Here is an 18,837-nt window from a genome sequence, read left to right as displayed (position 1 = left end):
TGTGATCGAAACTGTGACGGGATATTTTTCTTGTATTCTACATGCCGTTTGCAAATGTCCAATTCCACCTTGATTCTGGCTGAACTGCCGCTACTCTTGTCTCTGCCACCGACCTACACTGCAAGCTCCAGATAAATCAGGAGTGACCATGCCCAACACAGGATCTACGCATATCCCCATCAAGAAAATTAAATCTTGTACTAAACAGGACATGCACGCCGACGATGCGCTCAGTGATTTTGGCGCACGCGAGATCGCGCTCAATGGAGTCAGCAAGCGTGTCTATCTCACTGGCACAGGGCCTGCGGTCATCGTCATGACAGAAATGCCTGGCATCAGCCCGCATGTGGCACGCTTTGCGCGCTGGGTGCGAGAGGCGGGTTTTACGGTGTATATGCCTTCCTTGTTTGGGCGCGATGGCGTGGTGGCATCGGCAGAAGAGGGGGCAGCGGTGTTCCAGAAAGCCTGTGTCAGTACAGAGTTCCGCGCGTTTTCAGGTAAAGGTTCCAGCCCTGTGACGCTATGGCTGAGGGCACTTGCCAGGCTCGCACATGAAGAATCTGGTGGCCCTGGTGTAGGCGCGATAGGCATGTGCTTCACCGGTAATTTTGCCCTGTCGATGATGCTGGAACCCGCGGTACTTGCGCCAGTAGTGTCGCAGCCATCTTTGCCCATGGATGATGCGGCAGGCACGGGCATAGACGAAGCCGATTTGCAAGCCGTACGCCAACGCCTGGAGGCAGAAGACTTGACTGTCATGGCTTACCGTTTTGCCGGCGATGCATTTTGTCGCGCACAGCGCTTCGCGGCATTTTCAGAAGCTTTGGGCGAGCGCTTCGTCAGCAAGGTGTTGCCTGACAGCGCTGCCAATCAGGATACTGCGCCTTTCTTTACACGTTACGTAACAACACCGCATAGCGTGGTGACCGCGCACCTGATCGATGAGGCAGGGCAGCCAACCATCGTTGCGCGGGATGAGATTTTGGCTTTCTTTGCGCGTCGTTTGAAACGGGTGTAAAACAGGAGTATAAAAATGCCTGGATCAAGATCCAGGTATTTGCATTAATAGTGCAAAGAAACTTACTTCTTGAACGCCGTTACGGCCGCACGGCCAACGGCGGGATCATCTGTAAAGAAACCGTCAATTCCCGCTTTCAGGTAAGCCGTGATTTCTGCGATGGAGTCACCGCGCTGCGTCAGCGAAGCAGGGTCACCAAGGCGCATGCTAGTTGGCAGGAAAGGATTTTCCGGGCGCAGTGTCCAGGTATGCACTTTCAAGCCAGCAGCATGCGCATCTGTGACAAAGCTAGTCGCCGCACCCAGTTCATTTTTCGCATCACGCGGGATGATGACTTCCTTGTACGGCGATACTGCATCCGCATACTGTGCGATTTCTTTCAGACCTGCTGGTGTGACGAGGTCGGCATAAGTGCGGCTGCTGCCAGCGGCGATAAAGTCATACGGGGCATTGCGTGGCACGCCATTGACTGGCGGGTTCAGCGGATTATCGACCAGTTGCACCAAGCGCATGTCTATCATGCCGCGCAATTCTTTCAGGTTCGCCACTTCAAAAGACTGGATGAAGACTGCAGCATTTTTACCCTTGTAGCCATTCGCCACCAGTACATCGACCAGACGTTTTTCCAGCGGCAGGCCTATGGATTTGAAATAAGTTGGATGCTTGGTTTCAGGGTAAATGCCAATGACGCGATTTTTCTCTTTGGCCTGTTGCTTGACCAGGTCGATGACTTCTTGCAACGTTGGTATTTCAAACTGGCCATCATAAGCCGTGTTGGCAGGGCGGTTCGCCGGAATACGTTCCTTGGCGCGGATAGTCTTCAATTCTGCCAGCGTAAAATCTTCCGTGAACCAGCCATTGACAGGGATACCGTCTATGGTCTTGGTGGTTTTGCGGCTGGCGAATTGTGGAAGAGCAGAGACATTGGTGGTACCAGTGATGTCGTTTTCATGACGTGCCACCAGGACACCATCCTTGGTGGCTACGAGGTCAGGTTCAACAATATCAGCACCATCATCTATCGCTCTCTGATACGAAGCCAGCGTATGTTCAGGACGTAAGGCAGATGCGCCACGGTGGCCGGTTACTGTGGGCAATGGTGGCCAAGATGGACCAGGGTTCTGAAAGTCAACAGGCTCGCTGCTATTGCCACCACAGGCACTCATGCTCATGCCTGCAAATACTGCGCAGAGCAAGTGTGCAGTGTGTCTGGATAAATGTCTCATCAAGTCTCCTCACGATTCATTACGATAAGTGTGACCAATGCAGTTGGCCAGATATGCTTCGCCACCATCATGTTGGCGTTGGCAGGAATGTAAGGCTTAAGCGTGACTATATGATGACTTGGAGAAATATCTTACAAACTGTTTCACCTCTGCTTTTTCAGGGGGAAATAAAAAAGGCCGACCAATTTGGTCGGCCTTCCATGCATATTACTTGTGCTGTATTACATGCATTACGCCATGTGTCATGCAGCTTGCAGGCTAGGATAATCCGTATAACCTTTTGCGCCCGGTGTATAGAAAGTAGCTGCATCAGGAGCATTCAAGGCCGCGCCCTGCTTGATACGTGCAGGCAGGTCAGGGTTGGCCAGGAAGCTGGTACCAAAAGCTACCGCATCCAGTGTGGAGTTGCTGATAGCTTGCGCTGCTTCGTCAGCGTTGTAACCCATATTGCCGATCAATACGCCTTTGTAATTGGCACGAGCAACAGTCAAAACATCACCAGTCTGTGCCTGGAAGAAGTCAGAACGCATCAGGTGCAAATACGCCAGATTGAATTCATTCAGGCGTGTCGTCAGGTAAGAAATCAGGGCCAGTGGATCACTGTCTTTCATGCTGTTATAGCTGTTGATAGGTGACAGGCGCAGGCCGACTTTATCAGCGCCAATTGCAGCACTGACTGCAGTCAATACTTCAAACAAAAAGCGTGCACGGTTTTCTATTGAACCACCATAGCTGTCGGTGCGCGTGTTGGCACTGTCACGCAGGAACTGGTCGATCAGGTAGCCATTTGCGCCATGTACTTCTACGCCATCAAAGCCAGCAGCAATCGCGTTTTTTGCGCCTTGTGCATAAGCAGCAACCAGGGCAGGGATTTCATCCAGGCGCAATTCACGCGGCACTGCATTCGGCACTTTGCCGTCAGGTGTGTGAACTTCAGAATCAATGGCGATAGCGCTAGGGCCGACGTTTTCAACACCATTGTTGAATGCCGGAACAGCAGCACGGCCAGCGTGCCAGATCTGCATGAAGATCTTGCCACCTTTGGCGTGTACAGCATCCGTCACGACTTTCCATGCGGCGATTTGTTCGGCATTGTAGATGCCTGGTTCGGCATAAAAGGCGGAGGTATTTTCAGCCACCATGGTGCACTCAGTCACGATCAGGCCAGCTGTGGCACGCTGGCTATAGTATTCCGCCATCAGGGCGTTAGGCATGTGACCTGCGTCAGCACGGGCGCGTGTCAGAGGGGCCATCAAAATGCGATTAGCGAGGGAGACAGAACCGGTTTGCAGAGGATTGAATAACATTTCTTAATTCCTTTATTGGGCGTGTTGGGGACAGCAAAAATCGATGGTAAAAACGCATAAGGGCAAACTTATGGCAAAACTTATTGGGTAAGCAAATCCACAACTCCATGTATAGCCAACCCAGGGTACTTCAAGATAAAAATTAGACTGGTCGTCTAGAAGAAAATTATAAGAATAAATGTTTTATAAAATGTTACTAAAGGGATTGCGCTTGATATTTCAAATTCAGTGTTTTACAGCTTGAGCATTTTGCGGGTGGCGAGCATTGCGCTTTCCAGCGCACTCATGTCACGTCGCATCTTGGTCAGCAAACCCGCACCCAGCCACATCTGGTACAGAGTCAGTGCGCATGCATCAGCATCCAGGTCTGCAGGCAGCGACCCATCGATGATACCTTCACGCATGCAATCGGCCAGCTTGGCAATGATACTGTCCGTGCCACGTTGCAAGGTGACGCGCATGGCTTCAGACAAGTCAGACACCTCGCCGCCGAGTTTGGTCGCCAGACACTGGCATTGTACGCCCTCACCTGGGCGCTCCGGCAACCAGCCCTGCCAGTAACGCATGAGACGCTTGGCTGCTGGTATGTCCGGATTTTTCAATACAACATCAACTGCTGCCAGATAACCGGCGAAATAGTCTTCGAGCAAGGCTTCGCCAAATAATTCTTTGGACTTGAAATAATGATAAAACGAACCCTTTGGTACTGCCGCCGCCTTCAACACCTCGTTCAGGCCGACCACAGAAAAGCCTTTGCCCAGGATAATGGGTTTGGCTGTATCGAGGATATGTTGCCTGACATCGATGCGCGGAGTGTTCATAGCCTGCATTCTAGATAAAATTAGACCAGTCGTCTAGTACTTTTTTCAGAAAAAAAATGCGTTGAAAGGGCGCGAGAGCAGGTACATGAGATTAGTCAATTTTTTGGACGCGGATGGCATAGACCGCACATATTGAGTTGTTTGACTGGTTGGCAACAAACGCCGCTGTGCTCCAGCCTGTGCTGGAGCGACGATGTTGAGAGCGTTGAGAATACCAGTGCCGTCCTCCTTTTGAGAACAAAAACTCAAGGCCCATGTAAAGCAACTAGCCCCTGCTTCGTCGCTCCAGCGCATGCTGGAGCCTAGCGGCTTTCGTTGATCACCATAGACATCTTTTGCTGGCAAGCATCAAAACCCGACTGTTATCGCAATAAAAGCTGCAAGCACCCAATTCCCTCAATCCCTCATCTCCCAAAAAACTCAGCATGTATCGCCTGCAAAGCCAGTTTCCTGTCCTCTTGCTGCACCAGCATGTAGGCAGCCACTTCGCTGGCACCTGCAGCCGCCAGGCAGACGTGTACGCCCGCCGCAATTGCAGCAGACAAGGCGCGGCTGGCAATCGCGCCGCCTACATCAGATGCCTCCAGTACGCCATCACCAACTACCGCGACAATAGCCACATCTGCGTTGCGCGACACTTCCACCACACCGGCCAGATGGTGCTTTACCAGTGCGGCATAGGCAGCATCCAGATGATTGCGTGATACCAGGATATTGATGGCAGTTTGCGCTGTCAGCACGCTTTTGATATTGATGTCGTTGGCATCCAGGGTGTTGGTCACCTGCGCCAGGATGCCGGGTTTGAATCCCACGCCAGGGCCGTGCAGTTTCAGTATCGCCACGTCTTCTGTCGAGGTCACACTCTTCACCACATCACGCGTCACCTTGCGTTGTGCATTGATAATGGTGTAAGGCAAGAGACCGCGCTCAGGGCGGGTTATGTTCAAAATACGGATAGGGATATTCTGGTCAAACAGCGGTTCTACCGTGCGCGGGTGCAAGATCTTGGCGCCGAAGTAAGACAGCTCTGCTGCTTCCAGATAATTCAATTGAGTAATCGTATGCGGCGCACTCACCGTGCCAGGGTCGGCGCTGAGAAAACCATCCACATCCTTCCATACATCCAGTGATTCTGCACCTATGCAGCAGGCGATGGATGCTGCTGAGTAATCAGAGCCACCACGGCCAAACAGGGTCGCCTTGCCATCACGATCTACCCCATAAAAACCCGGCACGACAATGACTTCATTGCCCTGCAATGCTTTCGAGACAGCCGGGGCGCTCGCATCAAAATCGCAGGCAGCATTGCCAAATACGCCATCGGTAACCAGACCTATATCTTCTGGTAGGGCTTCGCGTGCGCGTATGCCGTGGCTGAGCAAGACTTCGGTCAGCAACAGGCTGGATAGACGCTCACCATAGCTGAGGATGGCATCATTGACGAAGGTGGGCACATCACCTATGCAGTGTATGCCGGTCAGGTAACGATCAAGCTGATCAAGGCGTGCCGACAACGCTTTTTCTACGCGTGCCCGGTTGGTGGCATCGCTGATATTCGCTTCCAGTATCTGCTTTTTCAGGGCACGCAGGTTTTGTGTGTAATCCTGGCTCTCGGCCAGGGCTGCTGCTGTTCCCGCCCCTTCTCGTGCAGCCTGCACGCAAGCAATCAGGGCATTGGTAATGCCATAAAAGGCAGATACCACCAGCACCAGCGGCTGTTGGTAAGTTTGCACGACATTGACAACGCGGTTGATATCTTTAGGCTGGCGCAGGTTGGAGCCACCAAATTTAACGACGATTTTTTTCATTGCAATTTCCAGGACAGGGATAGCATGTTGATCTCAGACATCCCGCAAAATACGAAATGGCATATATCGAAACAACAAGGGTAATGCAGCGGGCCGGACAGGTCAACGCAGTATCCATCACGATCAATCAAGCAGACGGCGAAAAACAGCAGTATTCCAGCATTTGATCTGGCGCTGCTGCCTTTATAGTCGCATCACCGCGCTGACTACCCATGTCGAATCCTGTCCTCCATTCGCGCTTCTGCACCACTTGCCAGACACCATGAAAAAATGCCACAACCCGTATCATCCTTATTGCACGCACTGGGTGGCAGAGGGTGAAGCCATATGTGCGGCGGGCCATGCGCAGTCAGCAAATCCGTTGAGACGTGAATTACTGCATGCATCCGCTGGCAGGCTGACAAAAAAAACGGAGGCATATGCACCAGCCAACCTGCATATGCATTTCAGCGGCTATGACCCGCGTGCCGCAGGTGGCCGACAAACCCTCAAGCTGGAATTGTGCGGCATCTTGCCAGCAAATGCCACCATCATTGAAGTGCAATTGCATTGCGAGCTTATCGCCTCTGGGGCCGCAAAACTGCGGCTGCTGCGCACCGTCTCAGGACAATGGCAACCCCTGCTGGTCAGCTTCTCATCCAAAAGCAAGGAGCATGGGCAATACCCGATAGAAATCAGTTTGTCACATCAGCAAGACCCTAGCGCCAGACGCAAATGGCTGTGCACCAGCGTGCTCTTCGTGCCGCGTGCAGACGCCAGCCTGACAGAAATACACAGCGTCTTTCTGGCGGCACAAAAAAATGTCAGAGTCATTGCAGAAGATGGCGCGATTGCCACGTTGAGTGGGCTTGGTCAGTCGAGCAGCTATGCGCATGGCAATATGGATATAGAAATCAATGCCAGGGATGCCTCTGTGGCCAAGCTGGACATGCTCCCACCTACAGGCAAATATGAAATCGCCATGGGGGCGATAGCCTGGGATGAAGAACTTATTGAAGTTGTTGCAGAAGCAGATGTGCCAGTCAATGTACCAAAGCTTAAACAAGTACCCTCGCCTACAACAGTACCAGACAGGGCAGCAGCAGGCAAGCCGGTAACTAACAGGTCGGTAAGCAGTAAGCCAGTAACAAAATATGCCAGCCTGGCTATCGGCCATAAGCAGTCATTCAGGCATATCCGCCTCTTCGCTCTGGATGAATGTGTGCTTGGCCGCATGGAAGAGCAGCCGCAGGCCGATATCCAGCTCAGCCATAACGCCAATAACCCGGCAGAAAATGCCAGGCTGACACGCCGCATCAGCGCCCGTCACGCCATCATCCGTAGAAAAGCCGCCGGTGCAGAAATCATCGATATATCACGCTATGGCACTTTGCTTGACGGTATCAGTATGGAAAAAGACCAGGCCTATGCTTTGCATGCAGGCATGCAAATTGAGTTTTGCGCCAGTGTGAGGGGCATAGTCAAACTGCAAGTCATGGCAATGCTGCCGCATGTCATTATCCTCAGTGACCTGGATGTCAAGAGAGGGAGCGGCATGCTGTATCTGCTCAAACCGGAAACAAGGGCGATGACATTGCCACAAAATATGCCTGAAGGTTTGCCGCTGATATTTCATTTTCAGGGTCAGTTCTGGCACAGGGACATGCTAACTTCGCAAGAAAACATGCTCGACGATTCTGCAGATTTAAATGCAGCTCCTCAAGTGCCATGGTCAAACCCTTATCCAGGGCTGGCAAATGCGCGATACTGAGACTGTGAGGCGAATTAACATGGCAAAAATGGCAATGCCATTGAAAAATTTTGTTAATCCTGCCAATGTGCAATCAGATTGATTTATCGGTACTTCCTTAGTGAAGCCGTACAGAAACGGCATGTTTTTTCCATACAAATCACGATCTGGCCCTAAAACCCCCTTCTGTTCCCGCCTTTCAAATCCAACCCCGGTGCTACCATTTTTGCTCAGGTGCATGATGTTCCCTCGTCCCCGCACCGCGCCGCGATTGAAGGAGTTCCCATGTTCAGCATCTTTGCCAGTTCCAAACTCAAATGCCCCCAGTGCGACCATGGCAATATACAAGATGCAATTTATTGCACGCATTGCGGCTTCATGCTAAGCAGCCCGCGGCACGAGACTATTTTGCGCCAGAATCGCTGGCTGCCAAAAGAGAATGAGGTCGCGATGTATTTTGGCCTGCGCCCACTCAGCAGCATCACAAAACAAGACTTGCATATCCCTGTCAGCGCACGCGCCTATATAGTGCAAGAAGGCCAGTTTGTCGAATTGTTGACAGGCGATTACATGGGGCAAGACATCAGCGGCCAGCTCATGGGTTTGCAGACCGACAAAGCGGCGGAAATCTTGCTGACCCGCCTGAATCCCTTTGCCCTGCTCTTCAGCTTTGACGATCTGCACACCGCAGAATTTCTGGCTATCGCTGCCAAGTTTGTCATCAGCGTCAAGATTGCTGACGTACCTGCATTTGCCAAACATTTCATGACCGCACCCGGCATCATCACCTGCCAGCAATTACAACAGTTGCTGGAACCGATGGTGCGCCAGATTGCGCTTGAATTTTTGGGTGCGCAATCCTTGCGGGATTTGCAAGACAATGCCCACCTGCGCCAGCAACTCGATGAACGCCTGTTGTCGACCCTGAATTTGTCGATTGCAGAATATGGCTTCGTCGCGACTCAGGCCGTCACGCGTGAAGTACGGCATGACAAGCTGACAGATGACAGGGAAAAGCTTAGTGAAAAGATAGGCAGCATGCATCTGGTCATTGATGGTCAACGCGCCAAACTGGAACAAAGCAAGCTCATCGATGCGCTTTACACCAATAGCGAATGGCAAAAAATCTCCAGGCAGGAAGAACAAATCCGCCTGCGTTACCGACATGAAGAACTGCGCCAGCAGTTTGGCAAAGACCTGGGCTGGTTGTATATGCAAGGCCAGGTCGAGAACGCCAAAAAACGCCTGAGCCGCGCCAAGTTGCGCCAGGATGAAAACGAAAGACTGCAAACCATACGTGCCCGCGAGCTGGAACTATATAGCCGCATTGCCGATGCAGCCACGCGCAAGCATGCGCTGGAGCGTGGCGCTGCAGATACCATCAAAGAACTGGAACACGGTCTCAAGCAAAAATCTGAACATCGCCAGAATGAGGCAGACCAGTGGCTGCATGTACGTACCATGGCGCGCATCAAGATGCGTTCAGAATCAGAAATCACCCAGTTGCAGGGCAAGGAGACCGCACAACTGATGCAGCAGAAAATCCAGCATCAGTTAAAAAAATTCCAGCTCGAACACGAGTTCGCGCTAGCCAGCCTGATCGCTGATCAGGAACAGCAAAAAGCCCAGACAGCGTTATTGCGCCACAAGCAAAACCACCTGGCACGCCGTGAGCAGGAACTGGAAGATGAAGAACAAAAAAACCGCCTGATACTGATCAGCATAGAAGCAGAAGCCAAGGCCAGAGAATTCCAGCGCATACAGGCCTGGGAAGAAGAACTGCAACAGCAACGCACGCGTGCATTGCAACGTGAAGACAGCATCAGCGATGTTGATACTGAATTCAAACTCAGCCAGGTACAAGAAAAAATCAATGGCATCAAACGCAACGACAACCAGGCCGATGCCATGGCTCAGCATGAAAAATTGCTGACAACGCTGAAAGCTCATGCCCAGTTTGAACAGCAGACACAGCAGCAACAGCATCAAGCCAGGCTGGCCGAAGTGGAAGTTGAAACCTTGCGCCAGCAACTCAAGCAGCAAGATGATGAACGCCGATGGAAAAAAGAACTACAAATGGCAGAAGCCGAGCGGGCCGACAAGTTTGCCAGACTCAGCCTGGAACGTGAACAACGTCAGGCAGAGCAGGCACATGATGCCCTGCTGGCACGCATTGCCATAGAACGCATGAATGCCATCGCCAACTTCAGCGAAACCGGCAAGATCGCCACTGCTGATCCGGCGAATGCGATTGCATTGGCCGAGATCGTCAAGGTGCAGGCTCAGTCCAGCCTGACGGCAGAACAAATCCTCGCCATGCAGGCTGGCAGTTCAGAACATGCCGCTCATGCCATGGGTGCCATGGCCAGTGCGCAGCAAGGCATGACATGGGAACAGGCAGTCAAGATGCTGCAAGAGCGCATTGGAGATGAACGTGCGCAAAGAGAAGCAGAGCAGCAAAGACGCCATGAGATAGACCTGAGCATGGCGCAAAACGCTGGCAACCGCGTAGCGCAGTCCAGTCAGGCAGGAAGAAAATAGGCATAGGACGAAGCTGGCGAATGCAGTGTAAAACTCAGCTGAAAAACGCCGCCGGACATCGAAGAAAATTTAATGTTACACCCCATATCCAAGTTAAAGAAGACCAGTCATCACAATGCAAACGCCACTACAAAAAATCCGTGAATTGCGCGCATTGCTGGATGAAGGTCTGCTAACCGAAGACGAATTCAAGCAACGCAAAAACGCAATACTCGACAATGAGCTTGCCCCTGCCATTTCCAGGCAGGCCAGCAAGGCCGCACAAGAACCCGCACAGGGTACTGACTTGGGTTTTCTGGCGGGGCAAGAAGTGGGTGGCGTCTCCAAACGCTACAGGCTCGAAAAACTGTTAGGGCAGGGCGGCATGGGCCAGGTATGGCAAGCCAGTGACCTGGCAACCCAGGCTGAGCTAGGTCACAGCGAGACAGTGGCTCTCAAGATTTTGCCACCACAACTGACCCAAAGCGCCCTCCATGCGCGCCTGCTGGTCGAAGAAGCATCACTGGTGCGCAGGTTGGCGCATGAACACATTGTCAGAGTATACGACTGGGCACGCGATCCTGCCACCAACAGTTATTTCATCATCATGGAATATCTGGACGGGCACGATCTGGAAAACTATCTCATCAAGCACACCCGCTGCACTCTCAAGCAAGTGTTGGACATGCTCAGCCCCGTGGCAGATGCACTTGATTATGCCTGGGCCAAGCACAAACTCGTGCACCGTGATTTAAAGCCCAGCAATCTTTTATTGACACAGGCAGGTGATATCAAGCTGCTCGATTTTGGTATCTCTGCCCGCTTGCGCAGCCATACCCAGGCTGGTCTCATTTCCACCAGCATGACGCCATCGCGTTCACCCTATGCGGGTACCGCAGGTTACCGTGCACCAGAAGCCGGCAGTCATCAGCACAGCCCCGGTCTTGATGTATATGCAGTTGCCGTCATGATTTACCAGATGCTGGAAGCGGCCATGCCCTTTGGCGAATATCGCCACCCCCAGCAGCAACCTATACAACCCGCAGCTTTGAATGCAGCGCAATGGCAAGTCTTGCAAAGCGGCTTTGCCATCCAGCCGGACCAGCGCCCAGCCAGTGTGCGTGCGTTATTGCAGACCCTGCAGGCTGCGACTAAACCGCTCAATAGCGCAATGTCCGTCAAGGCTTCCGTCAACATCAGGCCACAGGCAGAAATAAGAGAATCGTTGATAGAAGCCGCCGCCCGCCAGCGCGCCGAGCAAAGACGGCAACGCAAGGAACTGGAAAAACAAAGGCGCGAGCAAGCCAGCGCAGCACTGCGCGCACTCATAGAGAGACAAAACCGCCTGCACGCCATAGAAGATGCCCAGCGCCGTCAAAAAGATGAGCAGCTAAGGCAATATAAAGAACAGCAAGAACAAAAACGCTTGCAGGATGAAGCAATGACAGCAGCCTTAACAGCCTCACCTGCAGATGCGCCAACCGACACGACCATCACCTGGGAAGAAGCACAACGCTATCTGGCGGCAATCAGTCGCAATAACGGTACCGACAATGGGCAAATGCCAGGCGTAGCAGCCTGAATGCAAAAGGCCAGTGCCATCAGCAACGGCACTGGCCTCGACATCAATCAATTAAACTGCTTAATTCTTGACCGCAGCCATAATCGCTTCTGCAACCGCTTTAGGTTGCGACAACATAGGCACATGGCTGGTTGACAGCGTGGTTGTCACGGCATTGATCTTTTTCGCAAACGCGGCTTGCAAGCCCGGATCTATCATGCGGTCTTTGCTGGCGACGATGTAATAGCTGGGCTTGTTTTTCCACGCAGCGAATGTCACCGCTTCACCAAACACCTTGGCTGGCAGCAGACCTTGGGTAGTGGCCAGCACCGCAGTTTTTTCTTTTGGTACATCTTGAGCGAAATTAGTCGCAAATGATACTGGTGACAATTCCAGGTTGCCATTGGCATCTGGTTTCAGCGTCGCGATACCTGGCGGGACTGGATAGTCTTTACCCAAGCCACCCAATGCTTCACCTTCAGAAGGTGCAAACGCGGCCACATATACCAGCGCCTTGATCTTGTCGCTGATACCCGCCTGTGTAATTACGGCACCACCCCATGAATGACCGACCAGTACTACCTTGCCAGTCTGGGCATCGACTACACGCTGTACCGCAGCTACATCATCCGCCAGTGAAGAAAGCGGGTTTTGCACGGCGACAACCTTTACGCCTTTCGCTTGCAGAAATGGCGTAACCTGGTTCCAGCTTGAACCATCAGCGAAAGCGCCGTGGACCAGGACTACCGTGGTGTCGCTGCTGGTTGCGGCCAATGCATGGCCCGGCAAGGCAGCAGCAGAGGACAGGGCAACAGATAAGATCAATGCGGTTTTGCTGATGTTTTTCATGATGATGACTTTCATAGAAAATTTAAAAACAGATAAATTAGTTAGCGCGCTAAGTATTTGAATGGCGTTTCCCGTCTTTTGCGCTTTGCCATGTGGCGAATAATAGCGCGCTAATAATTAGCGCGCAAGTTAAATTTCAATATTTTTATTTCAGCTTGCTTTAAATTTAACGGTCGAGGTGACTACTCAGTTTGTTCAGGCCAGCCATAAGCTGCTTGAAGTCGGTCAGTTGCAAGCCACAGGCGGTAGCAATTGTCTGGCTGATACGTACGCCGGCTGCACGCAGTTTATTACCCTCATCCGTCAGCGTCAGTACCCTGTTGCGCTCATCTTTTGGGTCGCGGTTACGCAGCAGATAACCTTCTGCTTCAAGGCGTTTTACCACGGGCGTGATAGAACCGGAATCCTGCCCCAGGCGGCTTGCCAGATCACGTATCCCCAGGCCTTCTTCTTCCCACAACACCACCATGACCAGATATTGCGGATAAGTCAGGTTCAACTCAGCCAGCAACGGTTTGTACAACTGCGTCATTTTCAGTGACGTAGAGTACAGGTTGAAACACAGATGGTCTGCGAGCAGGGGTGGTTTGCGGGTAGTCATAGATAATCAAATTTTGGTATGGCGTTAGCCTAGCGTACTTTGGGATTGGTCGCAAATGTGAAGACGTTGGCGGGTTTGTAGGTTGGGCCGGGCCTCGCTAGGCTACGATTTACCAGCCCAACACTGGGCGTTTAATAAACGTATATGTTATCTGAGGCTGAGTGTTAGGCTGATAACCCGTAGCCCAACCTACGACGAAGGCCCACCTACGTTATTTTTTATCCCCCCCCACCAACTCCCGCATCTGCACATGCAATTCATCTTCCCACTCCACCTTCAACTGCTGCTTGGCCCTCAGATAATGATCAGTGAACACATCCAGATACATCTCCAGCGCCTGCGCAGCCGCAGTTTCGCCAGCCAGCCCCAGGCACAAAGCCGCCACTTCAGAGGTACACAAATGATCATCCCGCCGTGAGCGGCGCAAACGGTAACGTGATAACTGCTCTGGCAGCAGGCTAAGTACGGGGAACTGCGCCAGGTAAGGGCTTTTCTTGAATATCTTTCGTGCCTCTGGCCAGGTTGCATCCAGCAAAATGAACAGCGGGCGCTTGTTGTTATTGTGCTCTGCATCTACAGGTGGCAATTCCGTAATCACGCGCTCAGGTGCCACAAACTCACCGGGGAACACCACATACGGCTGCCATTGCGGATCAGCCAGCAGGGCCAGCAAGGCGGGGTCAACTTCTGTACGTGCCCAGCCAAAAGCCATTGTCTTGGGTACCACATCGGCAATCAGCCAGCCAGTGTTGCTGGGTTTAAGTGTTTCATGCTCGGCCATCAGCAGGCATACCCCGGCGCGAGTTGGCACGATGGGGCGCAATTCACACAGACAATGACTGAGGATCAGCCTGCAGCCACTACAACGCTCTCCCTTGGGGCCGCCACGCGCCAAAAACGGCCTGGTGCTACGCTCAAGACGTGCAGAACGCAGGCGGGATACTGCATGGGGTGGATGTGACAGAGGTGGCAATGGCGATGGCTTCATCAGAGATGCAAATCAGGTAGCAGGCATGGCACCATGCGTGTTTGAAAAACAGGCAGGCGATATTCTGGAATGCTAAAGGAGAGCGCAACACGCGCTGATAGCCAGTGAACTGGCTAGCTAAAAGACAAAGGTGCAACTTCAACGGTTGCACCTTGCTACCTCTACAAAAAAGCAATCAGCGGTAAAACGCCTCAACCACGCCCTTGACCTTGATCATCAAAGGGTTGCCCTTGCGGTCACGCGCCTTGCCAGCAGCAACGCTGACCCAGCCTTCACTGATGCAATATTCTTCAACATCATTGCGCTCTTTGCCATTGAGCTTGATGCCGACATCGTGTTGAAACACTTCGGCGACATGATAAGGGCTGCGCGGATCAACCGACAGGCGATCCGGTAATGGAGGGTATTGTGTAGTATCGTTCATAAGCACGATTATCCCTTAGAACGGCAGGGGATTCAATGACAACCGCAGCATGACTCTTTGCTAGATATAAGTTAATATAATAAAGGCAATTCGACAGGTGCGATTGGCTTTGCCACGCTGCGTTTCGTGTTCACGCCTATTCATGTATTCATCATTTTTAAAAACCACACGAACACTCTACTTTCTAAAGCTTGAATCTTTCAATAGTCAAAACAAATTGAATCGATAAATTAAATTAAGTATACCTATTGCTCTTCCATCTCTACAATCGATCAGGTAGTAGAACTCATCTCATCCCTTGATGAAATGAGCTCGCTTATCATTCAACCAAAGGAGATAACGATGTCAAACGATGCGAAATGCCCGTTCTCAGGAAGTGCCCGCTTAACTGCTGTGGCCGGTTCCCCAACTAATGCAGGCTGGTGGCCAAACCAACTGAATCTCAAAATCCTGCATCAGCATTCTCCTTCATCCAATCCCATGGAAAAGGACTTCAATTACGCCAAAGCCTTCAAGACCCTTGATCTGGATGCAGTGATACAGGACCTGCACGCACTGATGACAGACTCGCAAGACTGGTGGCCAGCAGACTACGGCCATTACGGCCCTTTCTTCATCCGCATGGCCTGGCATAGCGCAGGCACCTATCGTACCGGCGATGGCCGTGGCGGTGCTGGGGCAGGCGCGCAACGCTTCGCACCGCTGAATAGCTGGCCAGACAATGGCAACCTCGACAAGGCGCGCCGCCTGTTGTGGCCCATCAAGCAAAAATATGGCAACAAACTGTCCTGGGCAGATCTGATGATCTTGGCAGGTAACGTCGCGCTTGACTCCATGGGTTTCAAGACCTTCGGCTTTGCCGGTGGCCGCCCTGACGTGTGGGAACCGCAAGAAGATATCTACTGGGGTTCAGAGGGCAAATGGCTGGATGACCAACGCTATACAGGAGACCGCGAACTCGAAAAGTCTCTCGCCGCCGTGCAAATGGGCCTGATCTACGTCAACCCAGAAGGCCCGAATGGCAAGCCAGACCCGTTGGCATCTGCCCGCGACATCCGCGAAACCTTCGCCCGCATGGCCATGAACGATGAAGAAACCGTCGCCCTCGTTGCAGGCGGCCATACCTTCGGCAAAGCCCACGGCGCAGGCGACCCAGCCCATGTCGGCGCAGAACCAGAAGGCGGCAGTATCGAAGAACAAGGCCTGGGTTGGACCAACAGCTTTGGCAGTGGTGTAGGCGTGCATACCACCACCAGCGGGATTGAAGGCGCCTGGACACCAACGCCCACCAAATGGGATAACTCCTATTTCGAAACCCTGTTCGGCTACGAATGGCAACTCACCAAGAGCCCCGCCGGAGCCCATCAATGGACACCAACCGACCCAACTGCCAAAACCACAGTGCCAGATGCGCATGACCCATCCTTGCGTCACGCCCCCATGATGACCACCGCAGACCTGGCCCTGCGCGCAGACCCGGCTTATGAAAAAATTTCCCGCCGCTTCCTGCAAAACCCGCACGAACTGGCAGATGCCTTCGCTCGCGCATGGTTCAAACTGACCCACCGTGACATGGGCCCCATAGCCCGTTACCTTGGCCCGCTGGTACCAAAAGAAGAACTGATCTGGCAAGACCCTATCCCTGCGGTCGATCACTCTCTGGTTGACGACAAAGACATCGCCAGTCTCAAAGCCAAGCTGCTGGCATCCGGCCTCTCCATATCGCAACTCGTCAACACCGCCTGGGCATCCGCATCCACCTATCGCGGCAGCGACAAACGTGGCGGTGCCAACGGCGCACGCATACGCCTGGCACCACAAAAAGACTGGGAAGCTAACCAACCAGCCGAACTGGCCAAGGTACTCGCCAGACTGGAAGCGATACAGTCTACGTTCAACGCCGCGCAATCTGACGGTAAAAAAATCTCACTGGCTGACTTGATCGTTCTGGGTGGCAGCGCCGCCATCGAAGCCGCAGCCAAAAAAGCCGGGCAAGATATCACCGTGCCATTCACTCCAGGCCGTATGGATGCCAGCCAGGAACAAACCGACGTTGAGTCTTTCGCCGTACTCGAACCCGTGGCAGACGGTTTCCGCAATTACCTGCGCAAGGGTCTCGAAGACGCCGCAGCAGCACTGCTCATCGACAAGGCACAACTACTGAACTTGAGTGCACCAGAAATGACAGTGCTGGTAGGTGGCCTGCGCGCACTTGATGCCAAAAGCGTACTTACCAAACACGCAGAGACGCTTAACAACGACTTCTTCGTCAACCTGTTGGACATGAGAACCAAGTGGCAAAAGTCAGGTACCGATGGTTTGCTCGAAGGCCGCGACAGAAAAACGGGTGATCTGAAATGGACAGCCAGCGTCATAGACCTGGTCTTTGGTTCCAACTCACAATTACGCGCACTGGCAGAAGTGTATGCCAGCAGCGACGCGCAGCAGCTATTCGTGCGTGATTTTGTGAGGGCCTGGACCAAGGTCATGAATGCGGACAGGTTTGATTTGTTGTGATGTTCAAATAAATCTGATTGCAATAGCGTAGATTGTGTCGGCCCTCGCCAGGCCCGGCACAATCTACGCTTTTATACTGAGTTCCCCGCCACTTTTGCCAAAGACATGGCGTCCTTATCAAAGCCCGCCAGCCGTTTATACCGCAAAGAAATCGCCTCCAGTTCAGCCTGTGCAATTACTTCATTCACGTCCGCGAAACCTTGCGGCGCACGTTCTTCCGCCATCTGCATCACTTGCTCAGGTCCGTTCATGCGGTTGCGCAATACGATGCCCGTAGTGCGCGGCAAGCGTTCAGCTTCATACTCACGCAGGGCATACAAAATATTTGATTCATTAACCAGGCAATTTGTCAGATAGCGCGCATCAAGTATCGCCTGTGCACTGCCGTTCGAGCCTATAGGGTACATGGGGTGTGCCGCATCACCCAATAATGTCACCCGCTCAAAGGTCCAGCGCGGCAAAGGGTCGCGGTCTACCAGTGGAAATTCATACACCACCTCTGACTTTTCGATCAGCTCGGGAATATCTATCCAGCCCCAGTTCCAGCTATCAAAGGGTTTGCTAAAGGTAGCCTTATCCACTTTGCGATTCCAGTCCGACGCTGGCAATTCACCACCCGGCACACGCAACTCTGCAATCCAGTTTATCAACGAACGGCCTTGCGCCCGCAATGGCTCAGAGATAGGGTAACAAACAAATTTCTGATCCTGATGCCCCGCCATGAACATGCTGCGCCCGTCCATGTACGGCGCAGCCTCCGTCACACCCCGCCACAGCATGCGGCCAGAAAAACGCGGCTGGTCACCCTGTGTATATAAAAAGCGCCGCACTGCGGAATGTATACCATCAGCACCGATGAGCAAATCAGACTCAACCAGCACCGCCGCTTTATCCGCCTGCATGGTGAAAGTAGAAATGACCTTGTCCGCTACCTGCTCAAAAGACGTGAATGCATGTCCCTGGTGAATGCGCCCAGCACCCAGCCGGTCTATGGCATTCTGTAGCAAAGTCATCTGTAACTCACCACGGTGTATAGAATATTGCGGTGAGTCATACCCAGCCGCACGCCCTCGCGGCTCTTGCCAGATTTTTTGCCCAAATTTATTGAAATAAGATAGGGATGAAGTTTCAATCCCGCGCTCAGCGAGACAACTTTCCAGCCCCAACTGACACAATTGCTGGCTTGCATGCGGCAATAAATTGATACCCACACCCAGCGGCTTGATTGCATTGACTGCCTCATACACTTCAACTTCTATCCCGCGCTCATGCAACATCAACGCCAGAGTAAGGCCACCTATACCGGCACCTGCGATAACTACTTTCATGTCTTCCTCCAGCAAAATTATAATGCAGCACGTCTTTAATAAACCGCTTAATTGTTCTACTGTATAACAATTATTCTGGATAACACAAGATGTGTTGCAAATTATTGCGGTACAGCTTAGAGCGCTTAGGGTCCGTATTC

Annotated in this window: 15 protein-coding genes; 5 read left to right on the top strand and 10 right to left on the bottom strand. The window is 52.5% G+C overall.

Going from position 1 to position 18,837, the window contains the following annotated elements; all coding sequences use genetic code 11:
- Positions 1 to 211 precede the first annotated feature (211 nt).
- Positions 212 to 1,018, top strand: a complete 807-nt coding sequence (locus tag ACO0LG_RS05295; RefSeq protein WP_423024424.1) for a dienelactone hydrolase family protein — start codon at positions 212 to 214, stop codon at positions 1,016 to 1,018.
- Between the two features lie 62 nt (positions 1,019 to 1,080).
- Here ACO0LG_RS05295 and ACO0LG_RS05290 read toward each other — a convergent pair whose 3' ends face one another.
- From ACO0LG_RS05290 to ACO0LG_RS05275, 4 genes are all read right to left on the bottom strand, one after another.
- On the bottom strand, positions 1,081 to 2,244 hold the full coding sequence (locus ACO0LG_RS05290) for a glycerophosphodiester phosphodiesterase (protein ID WP_423024039.1): 1,164 nt from the start codon (positions 2,242 to 2,244) through the stop codon (positions 1,081 to 1,083).
- A 242-nt stretch (positions 2,245 to 2,486) separates the two neighbouring features.
- The gene (locus ACO0LG_RS05285; RefSeq protein WP_423024037.1) at positions 2,487 to 3,551 is read right to left on the bottom strand and encodes an alkene reductase; all 1,065 of its coding nucleotides are present in this window, start codon (positions 3,549 to 3,551) and stop codon (positions 2,487 to 2,489) included.
- 233 nt (positions 3,552 to 3,784) lie between these two features.
- On the bottom strand, positions 3,785 to 4,372 hold the full coding sequence (locus tag ACO0LG_RS05280; protein WP_423024035.1) for a TetR/AcrR family transcriptional regulator: 588 nt from the start codon (positions 4,370 to 4,372) through the stop codon (positions 3,785 to 3,787).
- A 404-nt stretch (positions 4,373 to 4,776) separates the two neighbouring features.
- Entirely contained in the window at positions 4,777 to 6,180 is a 1,404-nt protein-coding gene (locus ACO0LG_RS05275; protein ID WP_423024033.1) for an aspartate kinase, read from the bottom strand.
- 262 nt (positions 6,181 to 6,442) lie between these two features.
- Here ACO0LG_RS05275 and ACO0LG_RS05270 point away from each other — a divergent pair, with 262 nt between their 5' ends.
- Positions 6,443 to 7,930 (top strand): FHA domain-containing protein, encoded by a 1,488-nt coding sequence (locus ACO0LG_RS05270; protein ID WP_423024031.1) that lies wholly within the window; start codon positions 6,443 to 6,445, stop codon positions 7,928 to 7,930.
- Here the strand turns inward: ACO0LG_RS05270 and ACO0LG_RS05265 are convergent.
- The gene (locus ACO0LG_RS05265; protein ID WP_423024029.1) at positions 7,892 to 8,149 is read right to left on the bottom strand and encodes a hypothetical protein; all 258 of its coding nucleotides are present in this window, start codon (positions 8,147 to 8,149) and stop codon (positions 7,892 to 7,894) included. The two genes, ACO0LG_RS05270 and ACO0LG_RS05265, sit on opposite strands and share 39 nt — an antisense overlap.
- Before the next feature lie 45 nt (positions 8,150 to 8,194).
- Here ACO0LG_RS05265 and ACO0LG_RS05260 point away from each other — a divergent pair, with 45 nt between their 5' ends.
- Complete coding sequence (locus ACO0LG_RS05260) at positions 8,195 to 10,450, top strand: hypothetical protein (protein WP_423024027.1); 2,256 nt, start codon at positions 8,195 to 8,197, stop codon at positions 10,448 to 10,450.
- A 115-nt stretch (positions 10,451 to 10,565) separates the two neighbouring features.
- Positions 10,566 to 12,011, top strand: a complete 1,446-nt coding sequence (locus ACO0LG_RS05255; RefSeq protein ID WP_423024025.1) for a protein kinase domain-containing protein — start codon at positions 10,566 to 10,568, stop codon at positions 12,009 to 12,011.
- Positions 12,012 to 12,071: 60 nt separating this feature from the next.
- On the opposite strand, the gene ACO0LG_RS05250 is transcribed toward ACO0LG_RS05255, so the two are convergent.
- The 4 genes from ACO0LG_RS05250 to ACO0LG_RS05235 form a co-directional block, all read right to left on the bottom strand.
- Positions 12,072 to 12,839 (bottom strand): alpha/beta fold hydrolase, encoded by a 768-nt coding sequence (locus tag ACO0LG_RS05250; protein ID WP_423024023.1) that lies wholly within the window; start codon positions 12,837 to 12,839, stop codon positions 12,072 to 12,074.
- A gap of 166 nt (positions 12,840 to 13,005) precedes the next feature.
- Positions 13,006 to 13,440 (bottom strand): MarR family winged helix-turn-helix transcriptional regulator, encoded by a 435-nt coding sequence (locus tag ACO0LG_RS05245; RefSeq protein ID WP_423024021.1) that lies wholly within the window; start codon positions 13,438 to 13,440, stop codon positions 13,006 to 13,008.
- Between the two features lie 211 nt (positions 13,441 to 13,651).
- Positions 13,652 to 14,428, bottom strand: a complete 777-nt coding sequence (locus tag ACO0LG_RS05240; RefSeq protein WP_423024019.1) for a tRNA-uridine aminocarboxypropyltransferase — start codon at positions 14,426 to 14,428, stop codon at positions 13,652 to 13,654.
- A gap of 175 nt (positions 14,429 to 14,603) precedes the next feature.
- The gene (locus ACO0LG_RS05235) at positions 14,604 to 14,852 is read right to left on the bottom strand and encodes a DUF3297 family protein (RefSeq protein WP_423000171.1); all 249 of its coding nucleotides are present in this window, start codon (positions 14,850 to 14,852) and stop codon (positions 14,604 to 14,606) included.
- A 342-nt stretch (positions 14,853 to 15,194) separates the two neighbouring features.
- On the opposite strand from ACO0LG_RS05235, the gene katG reads away from it, so the two are divergent.
- Positions 15,195 to 17,369, top strand: coding sequence for a catalase/peroxidase HPI (gene katG / locus ACO0LG_RS05230; RefSeq protein ID WP_423024017.1), 2,175 nt, complete (start codon positions 15,195 to 15,197; stop codon positions 17,367 to 17,369).
- A gap of 71 nt (positions 17,370 to 17,440) precedes the next feature.
- On the opposite strand, the gene ACO0LG_RS05225 is transcribed toward katG, so the two are convergent.
- Complete coding sequence (locus tag ACO0LG_RS05225) at positions 17,441 to 18,697, bottom strand: flavin-dependent oxidoreductase (RefSeq protein ID WP_423024015.1); 1,257 nt, start codon at positions 18,695 to 18,697, stop codon at positions 17,441 to 17,443.
- Between the last annotated feature and the right edge of the window lie 140 nt (positions 18,698 to 18,837).

It is taken from the genome of Undibacterium sp. Ji42W (assembly GCF_049340405.1).
Classification (GTDB): Bacteria; Pseudomonadota; Gammaproteobacteria; order Burkholderiales; family Burkholderiaceae_D; genus Undibacterium.
This window is presented reverse-complemented; position numbering and strand designations above follow the sequence as displayed.